Source organism: Flavobacterium algicola (assembly GCF_022399565.1).
GTDB lineage: Bacteria > Bacteroidota > Bacteroidia > Flavobacteriales > Flavobacteriaceae > Flavobacterium > Flavobacterium algicola.
In genome coordinates this window covers 659,209-681,412 of sequence record NZ_JAJTUT010000002.1, presented here as the reverse complement: position 1 = coordinate 681,412, position 22,204 = coordinate 659,209, and the positions used below count along the sequence as shown (strand labels likewise).

The following is a 22,204-nucleotide window of genomic DNA, read 5'->3' as shown; positions in this document are numbered from 1 at the left end:
GAAATACTATTCTTGATTTTTGTGTCGAAATGGACAATAGTAGCCAACTTTACTTTCGAAAGAAAATTCAGTTGTTTTCGCAAGATAACCAACACTAAATCATGTTATTATTCGAATAAAATCCAACCTATTTTTCAGTTTGTAAATAATCAATTACCTCTATCATTGTACCAAAAATAGCGTCTGCCAGTGAGAATCTAGGATCATTTTGATTTTCTGGAATCACAATTGTTGTCATACCTGCCGATTTGCCCGCTATCATTCCCGTAACACTATCTTCAAGAACGATGCAATCTTGAGGTTTCACTTCCAACTTCTTAGCAACTGTCAAATAAACGGCTGGATGCGGTTTTCCGTAGTCTTCATTGTCCGCACTGCACACCACTTTAAAGTAATGCCTGATGTTTAATTTGTCAAAAACAGCATTAATAATTGGTATACTAGATGAAGTACCAAGTCCAATTTTGAAATTGCTGGCTACCAAATAGTCTAGCAGTTCAAACAGCCCTTCTTTTGCTTCACCTTCCTCACCGATAAGCACTACAACCGAATTAATAATTTCCTTCTCAATGATTTTAGGATCTAAAGAAAGATTGAATAATTCACACCAAGTTAAAGCTACATCATCGATGCGTTTTCCCATCGTGTATTTGATGCAGTCTTCCGCTGTGATAATTACATTTTGACTGGCTAGAACTTTTATCTGAGCATTTCTCCAAATAGGTTCCGAATCAATGATTACGCCGTCCATGTCGAATATAAAGGTGTTTTTTTTCAATTTAAATCTGTATTTAGATATTAATTTTTCATTTGTCTTCAGATACAAAACTACTGATTTGCTTTTTTAGTACAGTTAATTGTTTTGTAATAATCCATTTTTAGTGACCAAAATATCCATATTATTTCAGCTAACAACTATTTCGATAAAAATCTCATCGATAGAATCATTGTTTGTAGGGGTAAAATAGCCCCAAAAATCTATTTTAGTTTAGTAAATGATAGTATTATTTCACCTTTGAAGTGTTAATCAAAAACACTTTAACAATGAAACTATATTTAATCATCATAAGCTTCTTGTATATGCAATTATCATTTGCTCAAGAAGTTTTAAAAGTACCAGCAACAAAAATTTGGTCATTGCAAGACTGTATAACATATGCAATAGAAAACAATATAACTGTGAAAGAGGCGTCTCTAAACACCGATATCGCAGAAGTTGACTACAGCAAAGTACAGTCATCGCGATTACCAAATTTATTTGGGAGCGCGGCGCAGAATTTTGCAAATGGTAACAGTATTGATCCCATAACAAGCAATTTTGTAACAGATCAAATTTACAGTACAAACGTTGGAATCAACAGTTCAATGACGTTGTTTCAAGGAAACCAGATAAACAATCGCATTAAGCAAAGCAAATTGTTATTTGAGCAAAATGTCTTTTTAGAAGAGCAAGCAAAAAATGATATTGTGATAAGTTTGCTTCAAACCTATTTACAAACTCTTTACAGTAAAGAAGGAATTGCTATTGCAGAAAGTAACTTGGCATCATCTGAAAAGGAAGTTATACGTGCAAAGTCACGTCTAGATGCAGGTTCAATTGCCTTGAACGATTATACTGAAGCACAAAGTCAAGCGGCAACAAACAAATACAATCTTATTACGGCCAAAAATACTTACCAACAGTATATCATTACATTAAAACAATTACTAGAGTTGCCACCAACAGAAAATTTAGAAATTTCAGATGAAAGCACTGTGCTTATGCATTCTGAATTTGATAAAATGGCCATCTATAATAAAGCTTTAAGCTTTTTACCAGAGATTGGTGCTAGTAATACAAATATAGCGGTGAATCAAAAGGAATTGGATATTGCAAAAGGAGGCTATTTACCAACAATTGCTCTTGCGGGTAGCATAGGCTCTGGATATACGAGTATTACTGATAGCAATTTTACAGATCAACTAAATCTGAATTTTAATCAAAAAATCGGATTGTCTGTTAGTATTCCAATTTTTAATAGAAATATTACAAATGCAGCTGTTCAAACGGCTTCAATCAATATAGAAAAAGCTGAGATACAAAAACAAACGACAGTTAAAGAAGTTTATAAGAAGGTAGAAACTGCTTATCAAAATGCTGTTTCCTCTCAGGAGCAAGTACTGGCTGCTACAGCATCGCGAGAAGCTGCAATGCAATCCTACAAATTGGCACAAAAAAAATATGAGCTTGGGGCTTTGAGTACTACAGATTTAATCGTAAGTCAAAATACCTACACCAATGCAGAACAAAACTTTCTACAAGCAAAATATTTAAAAATATTATACTACCAATTATTACAATTTTATCAAGGAAACGACATCAAACTTTAATACAGAAAAAATGAATAAAAAGAAAATAATCATAGCAAGTATCGTACTAATTGTCTTAGTTGTAATTGGGTACTTATTTTTGAAAGGTGATGATACTGTTGTCATCGAAGCCAAAACGGTTTTAGCAAAAAGCGAAAATGTGACTACCATGGTCACTGCTACAGGAACGATTGAACCCATTACACAGGTAGAAGTAGGGACGCAAGTTTCTGGAGTTGTAGAGAAAATCTACGTAGACTATAATAGTGTTGTAAAAGAAGGCCAGTTGATTGCTGAGCTAGATAAAACGAATTTAAAAGCATCGTTGATTCAAGCGCAAGCGGCTTATGATAACGCCGTAAGTCAAAGATCATATACCAAAACGATCTACGACAGACAAAAAACGTTGTTTGACAATCAAGTAATTAGTAGATCTGATTATGACGAAGCGAACTACAACTATCAAACGGCAAAAGGAACGGTAACACAGCGATTATCTGATTTGCAAAAGGCAAAAACGAATTTGAGCTATGCCGATATTTATTCGCCTATAGATGGTGTGATTTTGTCTAAAGCTATTGACGAAGGTCAAACTGTAGCTGCAAGTTTAAGCACTCCAACACTATTTACTATAGCGCAAGATTTGAAAGAAATGCAAGTTGAAGCAGATGTCGATGAAGCCGATATTGGTGATGTAAAAGAAGGTCAACGTGTGACGTTTACGGTAGATGCTTATATAGGTCAAGTGTTTAACGGAGTCGTAACTCAGGTGCGACTTGACCCAACTGTTACTTCAAATGTAGTTACTTATACTGTTGTAATTAAAGCAGATAACCCTGACTTGAAATTAAAACCAGGTTTAACAGCTACCATCTCAATTTATACATTAGAATTAAAAGATATTTTAACCGCTGAAGCGAAAGCAGTGAATTTTACACCTGAGAGTGAATTGTTATCCAATTACAATTTGCAACATAAATTAACCGATACTAAAATTACGCCAGCTGAAGATGCTAAGACGTTATGGGTACTTGCAGCAAATGGTGCGATCACTCCCAAAACAGTTCTTCTCGGAGCAAGTGATGGTGTAAACGTTCAGATACTAAGTGGTATTGAAAAAGGCGAAAAATTAGTATATAGTTTAAAAGAAACTACTGCAAAAGCATCAAAACAAGCTACTAGCGAAAGTCCATTTATGCAAAAACCACCAGGAGGTGGAAGAAAATAAGTATATCATGAGTAAAGAAATTATCAAAATAGAAGATTTGAAGCGTGAATTTATGATGGGAACTGAAAAAGTTCAAGCTTTAAAAGGAATATCGTTCGGCATTCAACAAGGGGAATTTGTTACCATTATGGGTTCGAGTGGTTCAGGAAAAAGTACCTTACTAAATATCTTGGGTTGTTTGGACCAGCCAAGTTCTGGGATTTATGAAATTGATGGCGTAAAGGTTAAAGATTTAACTAAGAACGAGCTGGCTACTATTCGAAACGAAAAAATAGGATTCATTTTTCAGTCTTATAATTTACTGGCGAAAACTTCAGCGATAGAAAATGTCGAATTACCATTGTTATATAACAGCAAAGTATCAAGTGAAGAACGACGAGAACGCGCAATCAAAGTTTTAAAAATGGTGGGGTTAGGAGAAAGAATGCACCATACACCTTCACAACTCTCTGGAGGACAACAACAACGTGTAGCGATAGCGAGATCATTGGTCAACAATCCGGTAATGATTTTGGCAGATGAAGCTACAGGAAACTTAGATACTAGAACGTCATACGAAATTATGTCTTTGTTTCAAGAATTGAATAAGCAAGGAATCACGATTACGTTTGTGACCCACGAGCCAGACATTGCTACATTTAGCAGTAGAACCATTGTATTAAAAGATGGAAATGTAATCAGCGACTATAAAAATGAAGCAATTCAGTCAGCCGCAGAACAACTAGCAAATTTACCTAAAGAAAATCATTAATTATGAGAATACTTAATCCATTAAGAATAGCTTTTAAAGCCATAATCCTTAACAAAGTGCGATCACTGTTGACAATGCTAGGTATTATAATAGGTGTAGCTTCTGTAATTGCAATGTTGGCGATAGGGGAAGGATCCAAAGAAAGTATTCGCGCTACCATAACCAGTATGGGATCCAATATGATAACTGTAAGGCCAGGAAGTGATGTGCGCGGGGGAGTCAAACAAGAACGTAGTGCTATGGAAACGCTAAAACTTACAGATTATCTCGCACTAAAAGAAGAAGCTTCATTGTTGACTTACATTTCTCCTTTAGTGAATGGTAGTGGTCAAGTCATCAGCGGTTCCAACAACTGGCCATCTTCAATTTATGGAGTGAATCCCGATTATTTGAAAATCAAAACTACAGAATTGCAAAGTGGTAGCATGTTTACAGATGCCGAAGTTCAAACTGCTGCTAAGGTAGCTGTCATAGGACAAACGGTTGTAGATAATATATTTCCAGACGGTAAAGATCCAATAGGCCAAATGATTCGGTTCAACAATATTCCATTTACAGTCATTGGAGTATTGGAAGTAAAAGGTGAAAATACTTTTGGACAAGATCAAGATGATATTGTGATTGCACCTTATACAACAGTGCAAAAAAGAATTCTAGCGGTTGACTTTTTAGAATCAATTGTGGCTTCGTCTATAAATGAGGAAAAAGCACCTGAAGCTGTACTTCAAGTAAGCGAAATTATGCGCACACAGCACAAACTAACAGAAAGCACTGCGAATGATTTTAATGTTAAGTCGATGGAAGAACTTATATCAACATTTAGTTCGACAAGCGAAATGCTAACATTATTATTAGTAGCAGTTGCTAGTATATCGCTATTAATTGGTGGAATCGGAATTATGAATATTATGTATGTATCTGTAAAAGAGCGTACAAAAGAAATCGGTTTGCGATTGGCCGTAGGAGGGAAGGAGTCTGATATTTTAATGCAGTTTCTAATTGAAGCAATTCTGATTAGTTTAACAGGCGGATTCCTTGGCGTAACTTTAGGACTTTCGGCAACTTTCTTTATCGAAAATTTCTTAAATTGGCCCACGAGTGTAACCTCATATTCGATTATAATTTCTTTTGCAGTATGTGCGGTAACTGGTATTTTCTTCGGATGGTATCCCGCGCGAAAAGCTTCTGCTCTAGATCCAATAACTGCTTTACGTTACGAATAAATAATTATGAAAAAGAATCAAATAATAACACTTCTTTCGCACTTACTAATTTGGGTATTTCTCTTTTGTATGCCTTATCTATTGACATCACAACAAGAAGGTGTCAATAGAATTATTGCACACTTTTGGGTACCGTTAACCTTTTATGCGATACTGTTTTATACCAATTATTTCATTTTAATTGATCGATGTTTATTTTCGAAAAAGACAAGCTTGTTTATCATTATCAATATTTTATTAATTGCTTTGTTCGTATATCTAAAGGAGCAAAGCGATATTACTTTTTTTCAGGAACTTGTACGTAAGAAAATTTTAAAGGAAGGAGAAGGAGGTCCACCATTTAAGTTGTTCATATACATGCAAATACTTCCTTATATTGCATCAGTTTTATTTTCAATTGCGGCAAAAACTACCAAAAGATTAGCTAAAACCGAAGCGGAACGCAAAGAAGCTGCCAATGTGAAGTTAGAATCGGAATTGCAACATTTGCATTACCAATTGCAACCGCATTTCTTTTTCAATTCACTTAACAATATTTACTCACTAGTTGATAGTGCCCCAGAACAAGCAAAAAAAACGATTCATAGTTTGAGTAAATTGATGCGTTATATGTTGTATGAAACTAATTTAGAGCTAGTTTCACTTACAAAAGAAATCGATTTTATGAAAAAATATATCGATTTAATGAAGTTGAGAGTTTCAGATAAAACGACAGTCAACTATTCATTTCCATTACAAGAAACAGGCATACAAATTGCCCCTTTATTATTTATTTCTTTGATCGAAAATGCCTTCAAACATGGTGTTTCTGCCAGTAAAGAAAGTGCTATAGATGTAACTATGACCTCTAATAATAAACAGGTATTGCTAGTTATAAAAAATAGCAATTTTCCTAAACAAACTGATGATAAAAGTGGTTCAGGTATTGGTTTAATTAATCTTGAAAAACGCTTAGAATTGCTTTATCCTAATAAATATGACTTTAAAACAGGTGTAGAAAACAATTGTTTTTCAGTAACTTTAGAAATTGAAACTACCTAAACTATGAGTAATCTAAAGATAAGTTGTGTAATTGTCGATGATGAGCCGATGGCAATAAATTTGGTCGAAAGTTATGTCGAAAAAACACCATTTCTCACGCTTAAAGGTAAATTTAACAGCGCTATAGAAGCAATGGCGTTCTTAATGTCAAATCCGGTTGATTTACTATTTCTTGACATACAAATGCCCGATCTGTCTGGTATTGAATTTTCTAAGATGTTGCCGAAAGAAACGCGAATTATTTTTACAACTGCTTTTGATCATTATGCCTTAGAGGGTTTTAAAGTAGAAGCTTTAGACTATTTACTGAAACCCTTTGATTATGCAGAATTTTTGACTGCAGCAAATAAGGCAAATCATTGGTTTGAACTGGTAAGGGGTAAAGAGCAGTCAATGCTAAGTGCTGAAAAAGATTTTTTATTCGTAAAATCAGAATACAAACAGTTACGTATAAAATTGGATGACGTTTTGTATTTTGAAGGATTAAAGGATTATATCAAGATATGGTTAAAAGACAATCCAAAACCTATTTTGACAATTATGAGCTTAAAATCACTGGAAGAAGAACTACCGGTATCTAAATTTATGCGCGTACATCGATCTTTTATCGTAGCATTAAAAAGTATTGAATTGGTAGAACGAAGTCAAATAGTGATTAATAATCAGCGTATTACGGTATCTGAGCAGTACAAAGCAACTTTTACGGATTTCATCAATTCAAATTCTCTTAATTAGTTGCGTTTTTAGTAATCATATTAATAAATACTAAAAATTAATTGCCGATCATTTTTACTTTCCCAATATAACTGATAACCCATACATGAAATTATTTCGTAGTTTTAGAAGAAAACTTATTGCCTTGAGTAAATTCAAGTCTTATTTGGCCTATGCTTTGGGCGAGATTGTACTTATTGCGATAGGTATCTCGATTGCTTGGAAAATCAATAATTTAAATGATATTCGAAAGGATAATATCGTAGAAAAAAAGATTTATGCCAACTTAAACGAGGAGCTAAATTCGAATTTACGCACACTCAATGGCTTGATCGACGAATACCCTCAAAGAATAACTTATTTAGAAAAAACTTTAGATTATGTGGGTAAACAGCCAAATGAATTAACCCAAGGAGCAAAAGACACCATTATTAATTTATTTGATACCGATGTAATTTTACTCGATAATTCTATCAATTCGATACTAAGGACAACTAAATTTGAATTTATAGAATCTACAGAGCTCAAAGATTTAATTATTTTGTATCCTAATAAAATTATTAAGTTTCAAGAACAAAATGATAAAATTAAAAACTTGGTAAATAATCGAATAAAACCTGCTATAGAAAAACACATATCATTGGCAGACAAATTACCAGCATACACGAAATACCAACGTATAAAAGATTTAGGAAGTAAATCTGATTACAATGCATTGTTGGCAAATAAAGAATATCAAAATTCTATTATAGATTGGTTGTTACAAACTCAGATACAGTTAAACAATGCGAAAAATATTCGTAGTAAAACCAAAATATTGATACAAGAGTTGAAAACAGAGTTAGATTAATCACCAACTATATTATTCTGGATTTAAAATAATAACCTAAAACTAGACTCATCTTACTATAATTCGACCTTTATAAATTGAACTATAATTTATATTATGTAAAATAGAATATTTTAGAACTACTTCTATTGCATTTATATCGTTAATTATCAGGCCTTAATAAAAATAACTCTTTATCGCAATATCAAATTCGAAAACAACAGAAAAAAGAAGTATTTATTTACATATTCTAAGAAAACGATTGTATTAAGACATTTTTAATAAAACTAATTAGAATCCTCGACAAATAGATTTTATAATAGTTTAATTTATTAATTTTGCAGTATACAATTAATAAAGTCTATGAATTCAATTGCTGTACAAATTGCCGATTTTTTAAAGGAATATACACCGTTTAATCGTTTGACTACGGATGAAATATTAGAAATTGCTGTAAGTATTCGTGTAATTAATTTAGAAAAAAATAAAACAGTATTTAGCATAAATGATTCTTTACACGATAGTTTCTACGTTGTAGCTTCAGGACTAATTAATCTAACTGTTATTGCGGAGGCAGAAGAAACAATTTTGACCAAATGTCATGAAGGGACAATTTTTGGTTTAAGACCATTTTTTGCCAAGAACAACTACATGATGAATGCCAAAGCACGTGAAGAAAGTGTTGTTTATGCGATTCCAATTGCTGTTTTTAGACCTTTTGTTGCAAGTAATTCTGATGTTCTAAATTTGCTGTTAGAAAATTTTGCAGTAGACAAACGCAACGCAAACGATAAGGAAAATTTCGAAAATAATCTGATCTCTGAAAATTCATTTTTTACAGGACAACAATCTGGAATGCAATTTTTTCAAAATTTATCTTTCAATACACATCCACTAATCACAACTGGAAATACTGTAATTAAAGAAATTGCTCAGTTAATGGCTGAAATGAAAGTAAATAATGCCTTAATTTGCGAAAAAAATATACCAGTTGGTATTGTCACAGATACTGATATGTCTTCAAAAATTGCTACGGGACGCTTCCCGATTACGGATACTGTCGATGCGATTATGTCGTATCCCGTGATTACAGTTTCTGAAAATGTTTCGCTAGCTGAAGCACAATTATTGATGCTGAAAAACAATGTAACTCATTTGTGTGTCACGACAGATGGTTCTGATAAAACGGAAATTAAAGGCGTTATCTCCGAACACGATCTAATTTTGGCACAAGCAAATAACCCAGGTGTATTAATTAAAGAAATTAAGCGTTCGCAAAAAGCTAGTGAGTTAAAACAAATACGCTCTCGATTAGGCGACATAATACAGTCATCGATTCAGAAAAATATTCCACTAACACATATATCAAACATTGCAAGTGAAGTAAATTTTGCGATTTTAAAGAGAGCTGTAGAGCAATCTATTTTAGAACTGGGCTCCCCTCCTGCTCGATTTGCTTGGTTTAGCATTGGAAGTCAAGCCAGAAAAGAACAATTATTACTTACCGATCAAGATAACTTTTTGGTTTTTGAAGATGTTGCTCCAGAAAAGTACAAAGAAATTAAAGACTACTTTATAGAATTGGCAACAAAAGCTATTGCAAAATTAGAGAAAACAGGTTATACGATGTGTCCAGACGGTCATGTTGCCAGCAATATAATTTGGTGTAAGTCGGTTTCTGACTGGTTAAAGCAATTTGATTCATGGATGAAGAATCCTGGTGAGAAAAATAATAATCTAAGCAGTATCTTTTTTGACTATGAAATCATTTTTGGTGATCAAAAAATAGAAGATGCATTAAATACTGTTGTATTTGAAAATGTAGTTGGTAACACACTTTTGTTCGACTTTCTAGGGAACGATGCTCTAAGAAAAAATTCACCCCTGAGTTTTTTCAAAAAATTCCTCGTTGAAGAAGAAGGTCCTCACAAAGATAAATTTGATATTAAAACCAGGGCTTTATTACCTTTAATTGATGGTGCTAGAATGTTCACAATGAGCTACGGTATAAAAGGAATTAACAATACTTATGTTAGGTTTAAACAACTAGCTATCACAGATTCTAAACATGCTGAGATTTATCTTGATTGTGCCGATGCGTATTTGACATTAACAAAATTTAGAACTCTCGAAGGAATCAAAAATGATGATACCGGACAATATATAAATATTGAAGAGCTTTCAAAAATTGATCGCGAAAAGCTCAAAAATGCCCTTGCTCCTATGAAAGAGCTTGAAGATTTGATCAAAAACAAATTTCAATTAACTCAATTTTCTTAATTATGCTAGATTGGTTAAAAACTATGAATAAAGTTTATCCAGATTTTTGGAAAAACTACTTATCGACATTTAATAAAAAATCCAAACGATTTGTTTTGTTATCTATAGAAACAACTGGAGATAGCGTACAATCGGATGTTATTTTAACAATCGGTGCTTTTTCTGTAATCGACGATAGCATACATATAGGCGATAATTTTGAAACTGTATTAATGCAATACAAATTCTTTCATGATAATAAACTCCCTTTTGATTTTATAGTAGACAGCAAATTAAAAAAAATGGGAGAACCTGATGCTATGAAGGGTTTTATTGATTATTTGGGTAATGCAATTCTAGTTGGTCACAATATTAATTTTAGCGTCGCAATGCTAAACGCCGCCTTAGAACGTTTGGAATGTGGAAGCTTAAAAAACGAAGCATTGGATGTAAATATTATGCATCAAAAGTTAATAGAAGTTACTGATCAAGATTTCACATTAGATGAGCTATTAAAGGTGTACAAAATTCCAAATGAAATAAAAGGTTCTTCGCCTGATGCTGCCTATCGCACTGCTCTACTATTTCTAAAATTAAAATCTAGACTGGGTATTAAATAAGATATCTTATAGCTACCAATGACATACTAGCAATAAATAACCATAATAATACACCATGAAGTAAAGGTTTAAAACCTACAGAAAGTAATACATTAAGATTAAGTCCAGAACCAATTAAAAATAAGGTTATAGTTAGCCCTATTTTTGCTAGGAGTACAATTGTTGGAGCAATTACGCTTATTTGTGGCACATAAGTATTTAAAAACATTGCAATTATAAAAAATCCTATAAAGTATGGAATGTTTATTTTTTTAGATTTATTCTTAAACGCTATAGTTGTCACTAATGCTACCGGAATTATCCACAATGCTCTGGCTAACTTTACTGTAGTTGCAATTGACAGCGCTTCCGCTCCATATTTGTTAGCGGCGCCCACGACCGAGCTAGTGTCATGAATTGCTATAGCGCACCATAATCCAAACTCTTGCTGTGACAATTGCAACCAGTGGCCTATCGCTGGAAATAAAAATAGGGCTATCGAATTTAGTATAAATATTACTCCTAGTGCTACTGATGTTTGTTTTTCATCTGATTTGATTATTGGAGCAATAGCTGCAATAGCACTACCGCCACAAATCGCAGTTCCACAAGAAATTAAATGAACGGTTTTTCGATCAATTAAAAACCATTTTCCCAATAAGAGACCTATAGCAATTGTGCTGATAATAGAAACTACCGTAAATATAAAACTAGTTGAACCAATTGCCATTGCTTGATAAACATTCATACCAAATCCCAGACCAACTACTGAGAATTGCAATAAATAACGAATAGCGATATGGTTAAAAGGTAAGAATGGATGTCCCGAAACATTGGCTACGATTAAACCTAATAATAGCGCTATTGGTGGTGTTACTCCAGCAGTGAGACATAAAATCAGTAGGATTACAAATATGAGTTTCTGAAAATTTGGATTTACTTTTACGAACGGATGCATTTTTTGATCTTCGGTTTCCATTGTACTTTTTTTAAATTAATACATTACAAAGTTGCGCCATTTAAATCGTTCTAAAACATCATAAATAACAATACTCTATAACTTCAAGTTATAGTATTCTGCTAGATGTTTAATGAATAAATTTACCAAAGCATTTTGACTTCCTTGAAGTGTAATTATATAAAAGTACCTTTCAATTGCTAAATCTTCAACATCTATAACTCTTAATTCGTTATTTTTTAATTCTTTGCTTACAGCATGTATAGACATAAACGCAACACAGTCTGAATTTAATAAGTAAGATTTGATACTTTCGGTACTGCCTAATTGCATCTCAATTGAAAGTTTTTGGAGTGATTTGTTTTGATTATTAAGACTGTGCTCTATTACCTCTAAAGTTCCTGATCCTACTTCTCTTGTTACAAATTTTAATTTTTCTAGAGTGTCAAATGATATGTTATTGTAATCTGCTAAAAAATGATTTCTTTTGCAAACCAGCACAATTTCATCTCTTAAAAATTCAATATATTTAATCGAAGGATTTTTAGATTGTCCCTCTACAATACCTATTTCAATTTCATTATTTAGAAGCGCATTTTCTATATGTTCGGTATTTCCATTTCTCAGATTTACTTTTATATCATTCAATTTTAAATGAAAATCTGCTAATAATGGCGAAATTACATACTGAGAAATTGTCGTACTTGCCCCCAATCGCAATGCACCTCTTCGTTCTTTGGTTAGAGTACTCATCTCATAATCTATCGTTCTGTAGGTCTCAAAAATGGTTCGACTATATTTTAATAAAATCTCCCCTGCTTGTGTGAGCGATATCTTGGATCCTCTTCGATCGAAAAGTTTTATTTTATAATTTTCTTCTAATTCTTGAATGTGTTTACTTACTGCAGGCTGAGTTATGTACAGTTCCCCCGCTGCCTTAGTAAAACTTAAACGGTTGGCAACAGCAGCAAAAACTTGTAGTCTAAAATCCATAGAAATATCTTGTTAGAAGCTAATGTAATTATAATAATCCATTGTATTTTCGAATAAACCACTCAGCAGATAGTGTTGCCGCAATTATAATCAATAGCCAATACCAGTCTATGAGCGGCGATCGGCTTACGTGTTTCTTTTGCACTGCTTGATAGTCACTATTGCTTAATAATGACTGCACTAATTGCTCCATTTGATTGGGGAAATACAACTTACCAGCAGTTTGAGTAGCTAATTGGTTTAATTTTTCTGCGTCTGCATTTACAAATTGTTTTTCAATATCAAAATCTAATATTTCGAATGAATTGGAATAAATTGTTTTGGTATTCAGTTCCTTAACAACAAAGCTATAACTACCTGCTGTGAGTCCGTCAAGGTTCACTTTAAAGAAACTGTTTGATTTTAGTAAATCATAATTTTTTACCTGTTTCGATTTTTCATTTTTGACAGAGATAGTTAAATGAGCTTTTTCATCAAACTCATAATTTTTATTAAAAAACTGAGCATTAATTTCGATAGACTCACCTGAATTATAAAAATTTTCGTGATTAACTACTAATGATTTTTTAGTATTATTCGATGATAAAAATTGAATAATTTTGTCTACAAATAAATCATACTTATCAAATGATTGCTGATCTATATTAGATTGTAACCGCCATCTCCAGCTATTCTCTCCAAATAGAAAAGCCGAACGCTTTCCCTGTCTTTCACCAAATGCGAGCAGAGGTGCGCCTGTTTCGATATTTCTAATCTTCGCTGACAATGCTGTCGATACAAGATTTTTGACGGTGATTTTTCCAAATGGATTTTCTAACGGTGGTAAATTTTCAAAACCAATATTTTCTGCGGCAAATAGATTAAATTGTTCTTCAAATTTAACAGTGAAATCTTCTGGTTGACTACTCATTTTAAAATCAAAATAGTCTTGCGTTTGATTTAAAAAATTATAGTTGGTATGCATTCCCGTTATGATAAAGGCGTTGATACCGACTTTATCAATTTCCTCAAAAACTACTTTAAATTTTGATGTAGGTTGGTAAAATATACATACAGCATAATTACTTAAGTTACTGATTTCATTTGGTTTAACAATGGTTACTTTCCGTTGTTCATTAGTCTCGATAGCGCGCTTTAAAGCAGCTATGTCAGGATGATTAATTTCTGTAATTATTGCAATATTTGTTTTTTGATCAAGCACTTCAACAGCAAAATTTTTGACATTATTGTATGTGTTTTTTTCCTTCTCAGAGGTAGTAATCTTTGCCTTGTAAATCTGTACGCCTTTTCTATCTGCAGGCAAGAGTAGATTTACAGTAGTATTCTTCACCATGCTCGATAATGAAACCTTCTGCTTGGCTACAATAGATTTTCCTTGGGTAATTATTAAATCAGCTTGAATAGCTTTAGTTCCAGAATAGTTAAGAAAAACTTCTACTGGAAATTTATTTTTGTAAAATGCATATTTATTTACATTTAGCTGTCCAATTTTTAAGTCAAATACTTTTGTAGTATCTCCCACAACAATAGGATACACTTTGTTGGAATTATCAAAGGCATATACATAATCATTTCCATGGGTTTGATTACCATCCGTAATTACGATACTCGGATAAGTTTGACTTCGATAATAATTCTTTAAGTTTTTTGAAATGCCATCAAAGTTAGTTTGATTACCTTTATAATTAAAGGAAGATGATGGTATAAATTCACTGTCAAATCGAAAGGATTGAATCGCAAATTTATCAGCCAAGTCTTTATTATTAACCAAGAAAGTGTAAATGTCTGATGCAGATTCAGATGCACTTAAATATTTAATAGAGCTGGAATTATCAACTATAATGGCTAAGGGAGGTTTAACAGTCTCTAACTTATTAGTTGTAAATATGGGGTTGATAAGCAGAATAAAGATTGCTAACAATGATAAGAATCGTAAAAAAGCCAAAAGAAAATTCAGTCTTGAATCACTTTTGGCTTTGTATAGGTATTGAATAAAAGACAAACCACCTGCTACAAGAACAGAAAGTATTAGAAATAGCATTGTTGATTTGTCCATATTTTAAAGTAAACTTTATTCTAAGTAATCAATATAGCATTAAATATTGATGTTTATCTACTACGTTAGCATTCCACCACATACGTTTAATGTCTGCCCTGTAACATATGCGCTCATATCAGATGCTAGGAAAAGACACGCATTAGCCACATCTTCTGTAGTTCCTCCACGTTTCAACGGGATACCATCTCTCCATCCTTGGACCACTTCTTCACTTAACTTTCCTGTCATTTCAGTTTCGATAAATCCAGGAGCAATTGCATTACAACGAATATTACGTGAACCCAATTCAAGAGCTACTGACTTTGTAAATCCAATTACACCTGCCTTTGAAGCTGCATAATTAGTTTGCCCAGCATTACCTTTAACACCTACCACACTACTCATGTTGATAATTGAACCAGCACGTTTCTTTAAAAAAGTTTTTTGTACCGCTTTGGTCATATTAAATACAGACTTTAAATTAACCGCGATAACTGAATCAAAATCAGCTTCTGAGATACGCATTAATAAATTATCCTTAGTAATTCCGGCATTGTTTATAAGAATATCAATTGTACCAAAATCCTCTAGAACTTTATCAACTAAAATTTGAGATTCATTAAAATCCGCCGCATTTGATTGATAACCTTTTGCTTTAATACCTAATGCATTTAATTCATTTTCTAATTCTAAAGCAGATGCTGCAGAAGAACTGTATGTAAAAGCTACATTAGCTCCATGTTTAGCAAAAACTTCTGCTACTCCTCTACCTATTCCACGACTTGCACCTGTAATGATCGCCACTTTTCCTTCTAGTAATTTCATATTTAAAAATTAATTTATTTTTTATTTGAAGCTATTCCTGCTATACGTTGCAATCTTTTATGTCCGCATGGCGGATATAAAAGGATTTTCACTGCTATCAGGGCTATCTAAGAGTTGTCAAATATAGAGTAATTCCTTTTTTAAAAAAAATTTCAAATTCATTTACCTCACAAATCTAATCGTAATTATAGTTTAAAAAAACGTTTTACCAATTTATCCCAAAAAGTACTATAAATAGCAATCAAGGTAAAGAGAAATAAAAACAAATGATACCAAGCATTACTGAGTAAATCCATAAAGTCTAATTTACCTTTCGCAAAACTTAATATTAAAAGCACTTGTGCTCCGTAGGGTAATATTCCCTGTATAACACAAGAAAATATATCCAGAATAGCTGCTGTTTTTTTGGAACTCAAATTGTATTCCTCGTTAATTTCCTTTGCAATTCCTCCAGTAATTACAATTGAAACGGTATTGTTGGCAATCGCTACATTGGTAAAACCAACCAAAGCTCCTATTCCCAATTGAGCTGATTTTTTATTTTTGATTCTTTTTTTTATTTGGTGCAATAAAAAATCGATTCCACCCGCTTTGTCTACCATAGCAGCTAACCCTCCTGTAAGCATAGATAATAAAAATATTTCGGTCATACTAGTAAATCCTTCATAGACTTTTCGAGCAAATTCCATCACGGTAAAATGATTTCCAAAATAACCAATCAAGCCAGCCAATACGGTACCAATAATTAAAGTTGAAAAAACATTGACTCCCATAAGAGCAAGTACGATAATTAATATATAAGGAACAATAGTAACCCATTCAAAACTGGTTTTAGTAATTGCTTCTGCTGTAATATCTGAATTTAATCCAAGGAAATAAAACAATATAATTGTAATTATTGCGGCCGGTAAAGCAATAAATAAATTAACTTTAAATTTGTCTTTTAATTCACAACCCAGCGATTGAGTTGCTGCAATTGTAGTATCGGAAATCATCGATAGGTTATCGCCCAACATAGAACCACCCAATAATGCACCGGCTATCAAGGATAATGAAGCTCCACTTGAATTAGCCAAGTCTACTGCAATAGGACCAATGGCAACAATAGCTCCAACCGAAGTTCCTGTAGCCGTTGATAAAAAAGCAGCAATTAAAAAGATTCCCAAAGGAAAATAGGCTACATCAATAGTACTAATTCCTAAGCTTACAACCGCATCAACACCGCCCATAGCTTTACTAACGACTGCGAAAGCACCTGCTAAAAGGTAAATTAAACACATTGTCATAATTTTTCTTTCGCCACAGCCAGCAATTAAAGTAGCTACGTTTTCTTCGGTAGAATTTTTAAATAACAAAAAAGCAGCTATAATACCTATTAATACAGCAACTGGAGCAGGTAAAGCATAAAAATCATGAAGCCAAATACCAGCTCCTAAAAATGTAAAAATAAAAATCAGTAAAGGAATCAAGGCATATGCATTTCCTTTTTTTTTCAATAAATGTGTCATAAATCAATTTTATCATGAAATGATTATAACGAAAAACAAAGCTAAAAATGGGAATGTAAAACAACATTTTTTTCCAAGGAATTGGCTTATCGTTTTAGCACCTTGCTCGTTGTTGCAGGTTGCTATCTCATTATGAGATTCGTGATAACGTTTGCAAAACTACTTATTATTTTATGGAAAAATAATAGTAAAATGGTTTTTATAATTTTAAATTAAAAAAGCTTTACCGAAGTAAAGCTTTTTTAATCTTTTCTATCAAAAGTTGCTAGCTTAGAAAGCCACATTCCATCTTGGTAATCTACCATTTTCAGATAAAAAGTTCTGTAGCACTTGTCCTTCTACATAAGTTGGAATACCTTTATCTGTGTCATTAAAAGTTTCAAACCATAGCACTTCAAGTCTTTCGATATTTTCGATTTTCATTTGTGCAGGCCAAGAATACTTTCTTCCTGTTTTTGCAAATTGATGTCCGTTTACAATTTTATCATACAAACCACCATTTTTACTTTTTAGTGAACCATCATTCTGTACAGTTCCTGTAGAACCAACCATAATAAGTTCTTTATCATCACCATTGATTGCGTTCACGATGAAAACTCCACTTCCTTCAGAAGCGTTACAAGCATCTTCTAAACTATCATCAACTGAAATTGTAAAACTATTGTTTTCTTTGTATTTCTCTAATTCTTTGTACATAACTTTTTGTTTATTATTTGTGGTTTTTGACAAAAAAAATCCCCACAAAAGCGTGAGAATCCATAAAAACCAATCGTTTATCTTTGCGATATAGTAATTAACATTAAAAAAATAATGATTTTTACTAAAGTGCAAATATATTTCTTTAATTTCATTTTATACTAAAAAAGCCCCACAAATGTGAGGCTTCTTATTATTATAATTTAGAAAAAGATTATCCTAAAACTTCTTTAACTTTTTTACCAATTTCAGCAGGTGAATCAACAACGTAAATACCGTTGTCTCTCATGATTTGTTTTTTGGCAGCAGCAGTATCATCTGTACCTCCAACAATAGCACCAGCATGACCCATTGTTCTACCAGCAGGAGCAGTTTCTCCAGCAATAAAACCAATTACAGGCTTACGGTTACCATCAGCTTTGATCCATTTTGCAGCATCAGCTTCTAATTGACCACCAATTTCACCAATCATAATGATACATTCAGTCTCAGGGTCGTTCATCAACAATTCAACAGCTTCTTTTGTAGTTGTTCCAATAATAGGGTCTCCACCAATACCAATTGCAGTAGTGATTCCTAATCCTTGTTTAACTACTTGGTCAGCCGCTTCATAAGTTAATGTTCCTGATTTAGAAACGATCCCTACAGTTCCTTTTTTGAAAACGAAACCTGGCATAATACCAACTTTAGCCTCACCTGGAGTAATAACTCCTGGACAGTTAGGTCCGATTAATCTAGCATTTCTTTCTTTTACATATCCATTTGCTTTGATCATATCTGCTACTGGAATTCCTTCTGTAATAGCGATAATTACTTTGATACCTGCGTCAGCAGCTTCCATGATTGCATCAGCAGCAAAAGCTGGTGGTACAAAAATAATAGTAGTATCAGCTCCCGCTTGTTCAACAGCATCTTTAACTGTATTAAAAACCGGACGTTCTAAATGTGTAGTTCCCCCTTTTCCTGGTGTAACTCCTCCAACAACGTTTGTTCCGTATTCAATCATTTGAGAAGCGTGGAATGTTCCTTCACTTCCTGTAAATCCTTGAACAATTATTTTCGAATCTTTATTAACTAAAACACTCATGATATATATTTTATGTAGTTTTTAAATTTTGTGTTGCAAAAATAGAAAATAGTAGGCATTAATCTGTTGAGAACTTCGAATTTTTTAAAACAAAAATCAAGGTTTTTGACTGATTTGAAACCCGCGATATAATTTATCGTCTTTTATCTCCCAGATCGCCATGAAATAACCTAAGAGCATGTCCTCTCTTGGGTTTTCAATAGTTTTAACAAAATGAGTATACCGTACAGAAATCATATTATTTTCTGCTACGATTTGACTTATTTTAACTTTTGATCGAATATAACCTATACTTAAATCTGTTATAAGAGACAAAAGAGAGTCGTAATTTAATTCAGAATATCCGCTACTATTATTCCAGTCGATTCGAATCTCTGGATGGATATAATTTTTCATTATTTCGCTATCAATAAGTGCATCTGATTTATAAAAATCAACAACTAATTCTTTTGCAGTCATAACTATCGTAATTTGGTTAAAATTTCAGGTATTTTTTTAAGATTAGCAAGCTGTTTTAATTGCTCTCTAGATTCTTGGATGGGTGTACCGAAATAAGATTTTCCACCAGCAACAGACTTAGTAACACCTGTTTGCCCCATTATTACAGCTTTTGAACCAATAGTAATACCACTTGTAGTACCAACTTGCCCCCAAAGAGTAACTTCGTCTTCGATTATTACACATCCAGCAATCCCTGTTTGTGAAGCAATTAGGCATTTCTTACCAATTACCGTATCATGACCCACATGAACTTGATTGTCTATCTTTGTTCCTTCTCCAATAGTGGTATCGCCAGATACTCCTTTGTCAATTGTACAAAGCGCACCAATTCCGACATTATCTTCGATAACCACTCTACCTCCTGAAATAAGTTGATCAAAGCCAGTCTCCCTCTTTTTATAGTAAAAAGCATCAGCTCCTAATATTGTTCCTGCATGTATGATTACGTTGTTACCTATAACTGTGTGATCATATATAGACACATTAGAGTGAATAAGACAGTGATCCCCAATAGTTACGTTGTTCCCAACAAAAACATTAGGCTGAATTACGGTACCTACTCCTATTTTTGCCGATTGCGAAATAGAAACTGAAGAGGAATGAAAAGGTTTGAAGTAATTTGTTAATTTATTAAAATCTCTAAATGGATCATCAGAGATTAAAAGTCCTTTACCTACTGGGCAATCAACTTTTTTATTAATTAATACAATTGTAGCAGCAGACAGAAGTGCTTTATCATAATATTTAGGATGATCAACAAAAACGATATCTCCTGGCTCAACGACATGAATCTCATTCATACCCAAAACTGGAAGGTCTTGATCTCCAACAAATTCACATTGCAGTAAATTTGCAATTTCTTTTAAAGAACTAACTTTTGGAAATTTCATATTAATCTAATTGTATTTAATTTATCATTTAAAAAATTATGCACTTCAGGCGTAGTAAAATCACTACGCTTGAAGTGCAAAAATTTGAAAAATTATTCTTTTACACGTTCCATATAAGAACAAGTAGCAGTATCAATTTTAATTTTATCTCCTTCGTTAATAAACAAAGGTACATTTACAGTTGCTCCAGTTTCTACTGTGGCAGGTTTTGTAGCATTTGTCGCTGTATTACCTTTTAATCCTGGTTCTGTATAAGTAACTTCTAATATTACCGATGGCGCCATATCTACAGCTAATGGTAAATCAGTTTCTGTATTGATTTGAATCATTACATTTTCTCCTTCTTTTAATAAATCTGGAGAGTCTAGAACATTTCTATTTAAAGTAATTTGTTCAAATGATTCTGCATTCATAAAGTGAAAATCATCACCTTCTGGATATAAATATTGAAAAGTATGTGTTTCTACACGCACTGTATCAATCTTATGTCCTGCTGAAAAAGTATTATCTAATACTTTACCATTTGTCAATGATCTCAATTTAGTTCTTACAAACGCTGGCCCCTTACCTGGCTTAACGTGTAAAAATTCAATGATTTTATAAATATCGTGATTGTGCTTAATACAAAGTCCGTTTTTAATATCTGATGTAGATGCCATTTTGTTTATTATATTTTAATTATTTTAAAGCTAATTTCTTTAGCTTACCTATATTTTATTTATCCTCTCCTAATTAAAGTAGTGAGTTATATAAAATCATTTATTAAGAAAATTTAGGAACCATTTTATTTATTTAAAAGTAAATAGAATTATTCTTATCTAGTATTTTTATTCCGAACTAAGATAACATATAAATAGTTCAAAATCAATACTAGCTATTTCATTATATTGTGCTACTTGAATAACCTTTCATCACTCCTCTTGATGAATTTCGAATAAAATCTAAAATTTCATCACGTTCTGGAGTTGCTTCCATTTCGGCCTCAATGATTCCTATAGCTTGTGTTGTGTTATAGTTTTTTTGATAAAGAATCCGATATATATCCTGAATCTCTCTAATCTTTTCGGTTGTAAAGCCTCTTCTTCTTAGTCCAACGGAATTGATACCAACATATGATAAAGGCTCTTTTGCTGCCTTCGTATACGGAGGAACGTCTTTACGTAACAACGATCCACCAGAAATCATAGCATGATCACCAATACTGATGAACTGATGAACTGCTGACAAACCTCCAATTACAGCGTAATTACCAACTGTAACATGTCCGCCTAATAAAACACCATTTACAATAATAGCATTGTCTCCTACGTGACAATCATGCGCAATATGTGCAGCTGCCATAATTAAACAATTGTTTCCAATGGTCGTCTGACCTGATGCAATAGTACCTCTATTAATGGTAACGCACTCTCTAATAGTACAGTTATCACCAATAATGGCTAGAGAATCTTCCCCTCCAAATTTTAAATCTTGTGGTACGGCAGAAATAACTGCGCCTGGAAAAATGTTACAATTTTTACCAATTCTAGCACCTTCCATAATGGTAACATTGGAACCGATCCATGTTCCATCTCCAATAATTACATTATTATGAATAGTTGTAAAAGGCTCTATAACCACATTTTTGGCGATTTTGGCACCTGGATGAACATAAGCTAATGGTTGATTCATCTATTTTTTTTTAAATTTAATTATGATAGAGTATAACTCTAAAC

At 32.8% G+C, this 22,204-nt stretch carries 21 protein-coding genes and 1 riboswitch; of the genes, 9 read left to right on the top strand and 12 right to left on the bottom strand.

Translation table 11 applies throughout. The features are described 5' to 3' along the window. Nucleotides 1–127: 127 nt before the first annotated feature. Nucleotides 128–778, bottom strand: a complete 651-nt coding sequence (gene hxpB / locus LXH21_RS09575; RefSeq protein ID WP_239865190.1) for a hexitol phosphatase HxpB — start codon at nucleotides 776–778, stop codon at nucleotides 128–130. Between the two features lie 266 nt (nucleotides 779–1,044). Between hxpB and LXH21_RS09570 the strand changes: the two genes are divergently transcribed. The 9 genes from LXH21_RS09570 (at nucleotide 1,045) to LXH21_RS09530 (ending at nucleotide 11,014) form a co-directional block, all read left to right on the top strand. Further along, nucleotides 1,045–2,370: a TolC family protein gene (locus LXH21_RS09570; protein WP_239865188.1), complete on the top strand. Its 1,326-nt coding sequence runs from the start codon at nucleotides 1,045–1,047 to the stop codon at nucleotides 2,368–2,370. Between the two features lie 10 nt (nucleotides 2,371–2,380). Then, complete coding sequence (locus LXH21_RS09565; protein ID WP_239865187.1) at nucleotides 2,381–3,577, top strand: efflux RND transporter periplasmic adaptor subunit; 1,197 nt, start codon at nucleotides 2,381–2,383, stop codon at nucleotides 3,575–3,577. 7 nt (nucleotides 3,578–3,584) lie between these two features. Then, the gene (locus LXH21_RS09560) at nucleotides 3,585–4,328 is read left to right on the top strand and encodes an ABC transporter ATP-binding protein (RefSeq protein ID WP_239865185.1); all 744 of its coding nucleotides are present in this window, start codon (nucleotides 3,585–3,587) and stop codon (nucleotides 4,326–4,328) included. 2 nt (nucleotides 4,329–4,330) lie between these two features. Beyond that, nucleotides 4,331–5,551: an ABC transporter permease gene (locus tag LXH21_RS09555; protein WP_239865183.1), complete on the top strand. Its 1,221-nt coding sequence runs from the start codon at nucleotides 4,331–4,333 to the stop codon at nucleotides 5,549–5,551. A gap of 6 nt (nucleotides 5,552–5,557) precedes the next feature. Then, the gene (locus tag LXH21_RS09550; RefSeq protein WP_239865180.1) at nucleotides 5,558–6,592 is read left to right on the top strand and encodes a sensor histidine kinase; all 1,035 of its coding nucleotides are present in this window, start codon (nucleotides 5,558–5,560) and stop codon (nucleotides 6,590–6,592) included. Nucleotides 6,593–6,595: 3 nt separating this feature from the next. Further along, nucleotides 6,596–7,327, top strand: coding sequence for a LytR/AlgR family response regulator transcription factor (locus LXH21_RS09545; protein WP_239865178.1), 732 nt, complete (start codon nucleotides 6,596–6,598; stop codon nucleotides 7,325–7,327). Nucleotides 7,328–7,412: 85 nt separating this feature from the next. Next, nucleotides 7,413–8,156: a hypothetical protein gene (locus LXH21_RS09540; RefSeq protein ID WP_239865176.1), complete on the top strand. Its 744-nt coding sequence runs from the start codon at nucleotides 7,413–7,415 to the stop codon at nucleotides 8,154–8,156. A gap of 342 nt (nucleotides 8,157–8,498) precedes the next feature. Continuing rightward, nucleotides 8,499–10,415, top strand: a complete 1,917-nt coding sequence (locus LXH21_RS09535) for a DUF294 nucleotidyltransferase-like domain-containing protein (protein WP_239865174.1) — start codon at nucleotides 8,499–8,501, stop codon at nucleotides 10,413–10,415. Between the two features lie 23 nt (nucleotides 10,416–10,438). Then, nucleotides 10,439–11,014, top strand: coding sequence for a 3'-5' exonuclease (locus LXH21_RS09530; protein WP_239865172.1), 576 nt, complete (start codon nucleotides 10,439–10,441; stop codon nucleotides 11,012–11,014). On the opposite strand, the gene LXH21_RS09525 is transcribed toward LXH21_RS09530, so the two are convergent. The 11 genes from LXH21_RS09525 to lpxA all read right to left on the bottom strand — a co-directional run bounded on the left by LXH21_RS09525 (nucleotide 11,007) and on the right by lpxA (nucleotide 22,160). Further along, entirely contained in the window at nucleotides 11,007–11,972 is a 966-nt protein-coding gene (locus LXH21_RS09525; protein ID WP_239865170.1) for a YeiH family protein, read from the bottom strand. The genes LXH21_RS09530 and LXH21_RS09525 overlap by 8 nt on opposite strands. A 75-nt stretch (nucleotides 11,973–12,047) precedes the next feature. Further along, nucleotides 12,048–12,944 carry a LysR family transcriptional regulator gene (locus tag LXH21_RS09520; protein WP_239865168.1) on the bottom strand — a complete coding sequence of 299 codons (897 nt, stop codon included), beginning with the start codon at nucleotides 12,942–12,944 and terminating at the stop codon, nucleotides 12,048–12,050. A gap of 28 nt (nucleotides 12,945–12,972) precedes the next feature. After that, on the bottom strand, nucleotides 12,973–15,000 hold the full coding sequence (locus LXH21_RS09515) for a hypothetical protein (protein ID WP_239865165.1): 2,028 nt from the start codon (nucleotides 14,998–15,000) through the stop codon (nucleotides 12,973–12,975). A gap of 60 nt (nucleotides 15,001–15,060) precedes the next feature. Further along, complete coding sequence (gene fabG / locus LXH21_RS09510; RefSeq protein WP_239865163.1) at nucleotides 15,061–15,807, bottom strand: 3-oxoacyl-[acyl-carrier-protein] reductase; 747 nt, start codon at nucleotides 15,805–15,807, stop codon at nucleotides 15,061–15,063. A gap of 185 nt (nucleotides 15,808–15,992) precedes the next feature. Next, a complete protein-coding gene (locus tag LXH21_RS09505; protein ID WP_239865161.1) occupies nucleotides 15,993–17,315 on the bottom strand; it encodes a Na+/H+ antiporter NhaC family protein in 1,323 nt (440 codons plus the stop codon). A 57-nt stretch (nucleotides 17,316–17,372) separates the two neighbouring features. Next, a riboswitch (SAM-I-IV-variant riboswitch) is annotated at nucleotides 17,373–17,468 on the bottom strand. 117 nt (nucleotides 17,469–17,585) lie between these two features. Further along, a complete protein-coding gene (locus LXH21_RS09500) occupies nucleotides 17,586–18,011 on the bottom strand; it encodes a hypothetical protein (RefSeq protein ID WP_239865159.1) in 426 nt (141 codons plus the stop codon). Nucleotides 18,012–18,225: 214 nt separating this feature from the next. Next, complete coding sequence (gene sucD / locus LXH21_RS09495) at nucleotides 18,226–19,098, bottom strand: succinate--CoA ligase subunit alpha (protein ID WP_239865157.1); 873 nt, start codon at nucleotides 19,096–19,098, stop codon at nucleotides 18,226–18,228. 96 nt (nucleotides 19,099–19,194) lie between these two features. Then, nucleotides 19,195–19,557: a nuclear transport factor 2 family protein gene (locus tag LXH21_RS09490; RefSeq protein WP_239865155.1), complete on the bottom strand. Its 363-nt coding sequence runs from the start codon at nucleotides 19,555–19,557 to the stop codon at nucleotides 19,195–19,197. A gap of 2 nt (nucleotides 19,558–19,559) precedes the next feature. Next, entirely contained in the window at nucleotides 19,560–20,489 is a 930-nt protein-coding gene (locus LXH21_RS09485) for a UDP-3-O-(3-hydroxymyristoyl)glucosamine N-acyltransferase (RefSeq protein WP_239865153.1), read from the bottom strand. 92 nt (nucleotides 20,490–20,581) lie between these two features. Next, nucleotides 20,582–21,148 (bottom strand): elongation factor P, encoded by a 567-nt coding sequence (efp, locus tag LXH21_RS09480; RefSeq protein WP_239865151.1) that lies wholly within the window; start codon nucleotides 21,146–21,148, stop codon nucleotides 20,582–20,584. A 223-nt stretch (nucleotides 21,149–21,371) separates the two neighbouring features. Next, nucleotides 21,372–22,160, bottom strand: a complete 789-nt coding sequence (gene lpxA / locus LXH21_RS09475; RefSeq protein WP_239865149.1) for an acyl-ACP--UDP-N-acetylglucosamine O-acyltransferase — start codon at nucleotides 22,158–22,160, stop codon at nucleotides 21,372–21,374. Between the last annotated feature and the right edge of the window lie 44 nt (nucleotides 22,161–22,204).

What these genes read in the sequence shown, in the direction of transcription:
- LXH21_RS09570 (WP_239865188.1), top strand. Translation starts at nt 1,045, where the DNA reads ATGAAACTATATTTAATCATCATAAGCTTCTTGTATATGCAATTATCA.
- LXH21_RS09565 (WP_239865187.1), top strand. Translation starts at nt 2,381, where the DNA reads ATGAATAAAAAGAAAATAATCATAGCAAGTATCGTACTAATTGTCTTA.
- LXH21_RS09560 (WP_239865185.1), top strand. Translation starts at nt 3,585, where the DNA reads ATGAGTAAAGAAATTATCAAAATAGAAGATTTGAAGCGTGAATTTATG.
- LXH21_RS09555 (WP_239865183.1), top strand. Translation starts at nt 4,331, where the DNA reads ATGAGAATACTTAATCCATTAAGAATAGCTTTTAAAGCCATAATCCTT.
- LXH21_RS09550 (WP_239865180.1), top strand. Translation starts at nt 5,558, where the DNA reads ATGAAAAAGAATCAAATAATAACACTTCTTTCGCACTTACTAATTTGG.
- LXH21_RS09545 (WP_239865178.1), top strand. Translation starts at nt 6,596, where the DNA reads ATGAGTAATCTAAAGATAAGTTGTGTAATTGTCGATGATGAGCCGATG.
- LXH21_RS09540 (WP_239865176.1), top strand. Translation starts at nt 7,413, where the DNA reads ATGAAATTATTTCGTAGTTTTAGAAGAAAACTTATTGCCTTGAGTAAA.
- LXH21_RS09535 (WP_239865174.1), top strand. Translation starts at nt 8,499, where the DNA reads ATGAATTCAATTGCTGTACAAATTGCCGATTTTTTAAAGGAATATACA.
- LXH21_RS09530 (WP_239865172.1), top strand. Translation starts at nt 10,439, where the DNA reads ATGAATAAAGTTTATCCAGATTTTTGGAAAAACTACTTATCGACATTT.
- LXH21_RS09525 (WP_239865170.1), bottom strand. Translation starts at nt 11,972, where the DNA reads ATGGAAACCGAAGATCAAAAAATGCATCCGTTCGTAAAAGTAAATCCA.
- LXH21_RS09520 (WP_239865168.1), bottom strand. Translation starts at nt 12,944, where the DNA reads ATGGATTTTAGACTACAAGTTTTTGCTGCTGTTGCCAACCGTTTAAGT.
- LXH21_RS09515 (WP_239865165.1), bottom strand. Translation starts at nt 15,000, where the DNA reads ATGGACAAATCAACAATGCTATTTCTAATACTTTCTGTTCTTGTAGCA.
- fabG (WP_239865163.1), bottom strand. Translation starts at nt 15,807, where the DNA reads ATGAAATTACTAGAAGGAAAAGTGGCGATCATTACAGGTGCAAGTCGT.
- LXH21_RS09505 (WP_239865161.1), bottom strand. Translation starts at nt 17,315, where the DNA reads ATGACACATTTATTGAAAAAAAAAGGAAATGCATATGCCTTGATTCCT.
- LXH21_RS09500 (WP_239865159.1), bottom strand. Translation starts at nt 18,011, where the DNA reads ATGTACAAAGAATTAGAGAAATACAAAGAAAACAATAGTTTTACAATT.
- sucD (WP_239865157.1), bottom strand. Translation starts at nt 19,098, where the DNA reads ATGAGTGTTTTAGTTAATAAAGATTCGAAAATAATTGTTCAAGGATTT.
- LXH21_RS09490 (WP_239865155.1), bottom strand. Translation starts at nt 19,557, where the DNA reads ATGACTGCAAAAGAATTAGTTGTTGATTTTTATAAATCAGATGCACTT.
- LXH21_RS09485 (WP_239865153.1), bottom strand. Translation starts at nt 20,489, where the DNA reads ATGAAATTTCCAAAAGTTAGTTCTTTAAAAGAAATTGCAAATTTACTG.
- efp (WP_239865151.1), bottom strand. Translation starts at nt 21,148, where the DNA reads ATGGCATCTACATCAGATATTAAAAACGGACTTTGTATTAAGCACAAT.
- lpxA (WP_239865149.1), bottom strand. Translation starts at nt 22,160, where the DNA reads ATGAATCAACCATTAGCTTATGTTCATCCAGGTGCCAAAATCGCCAAA.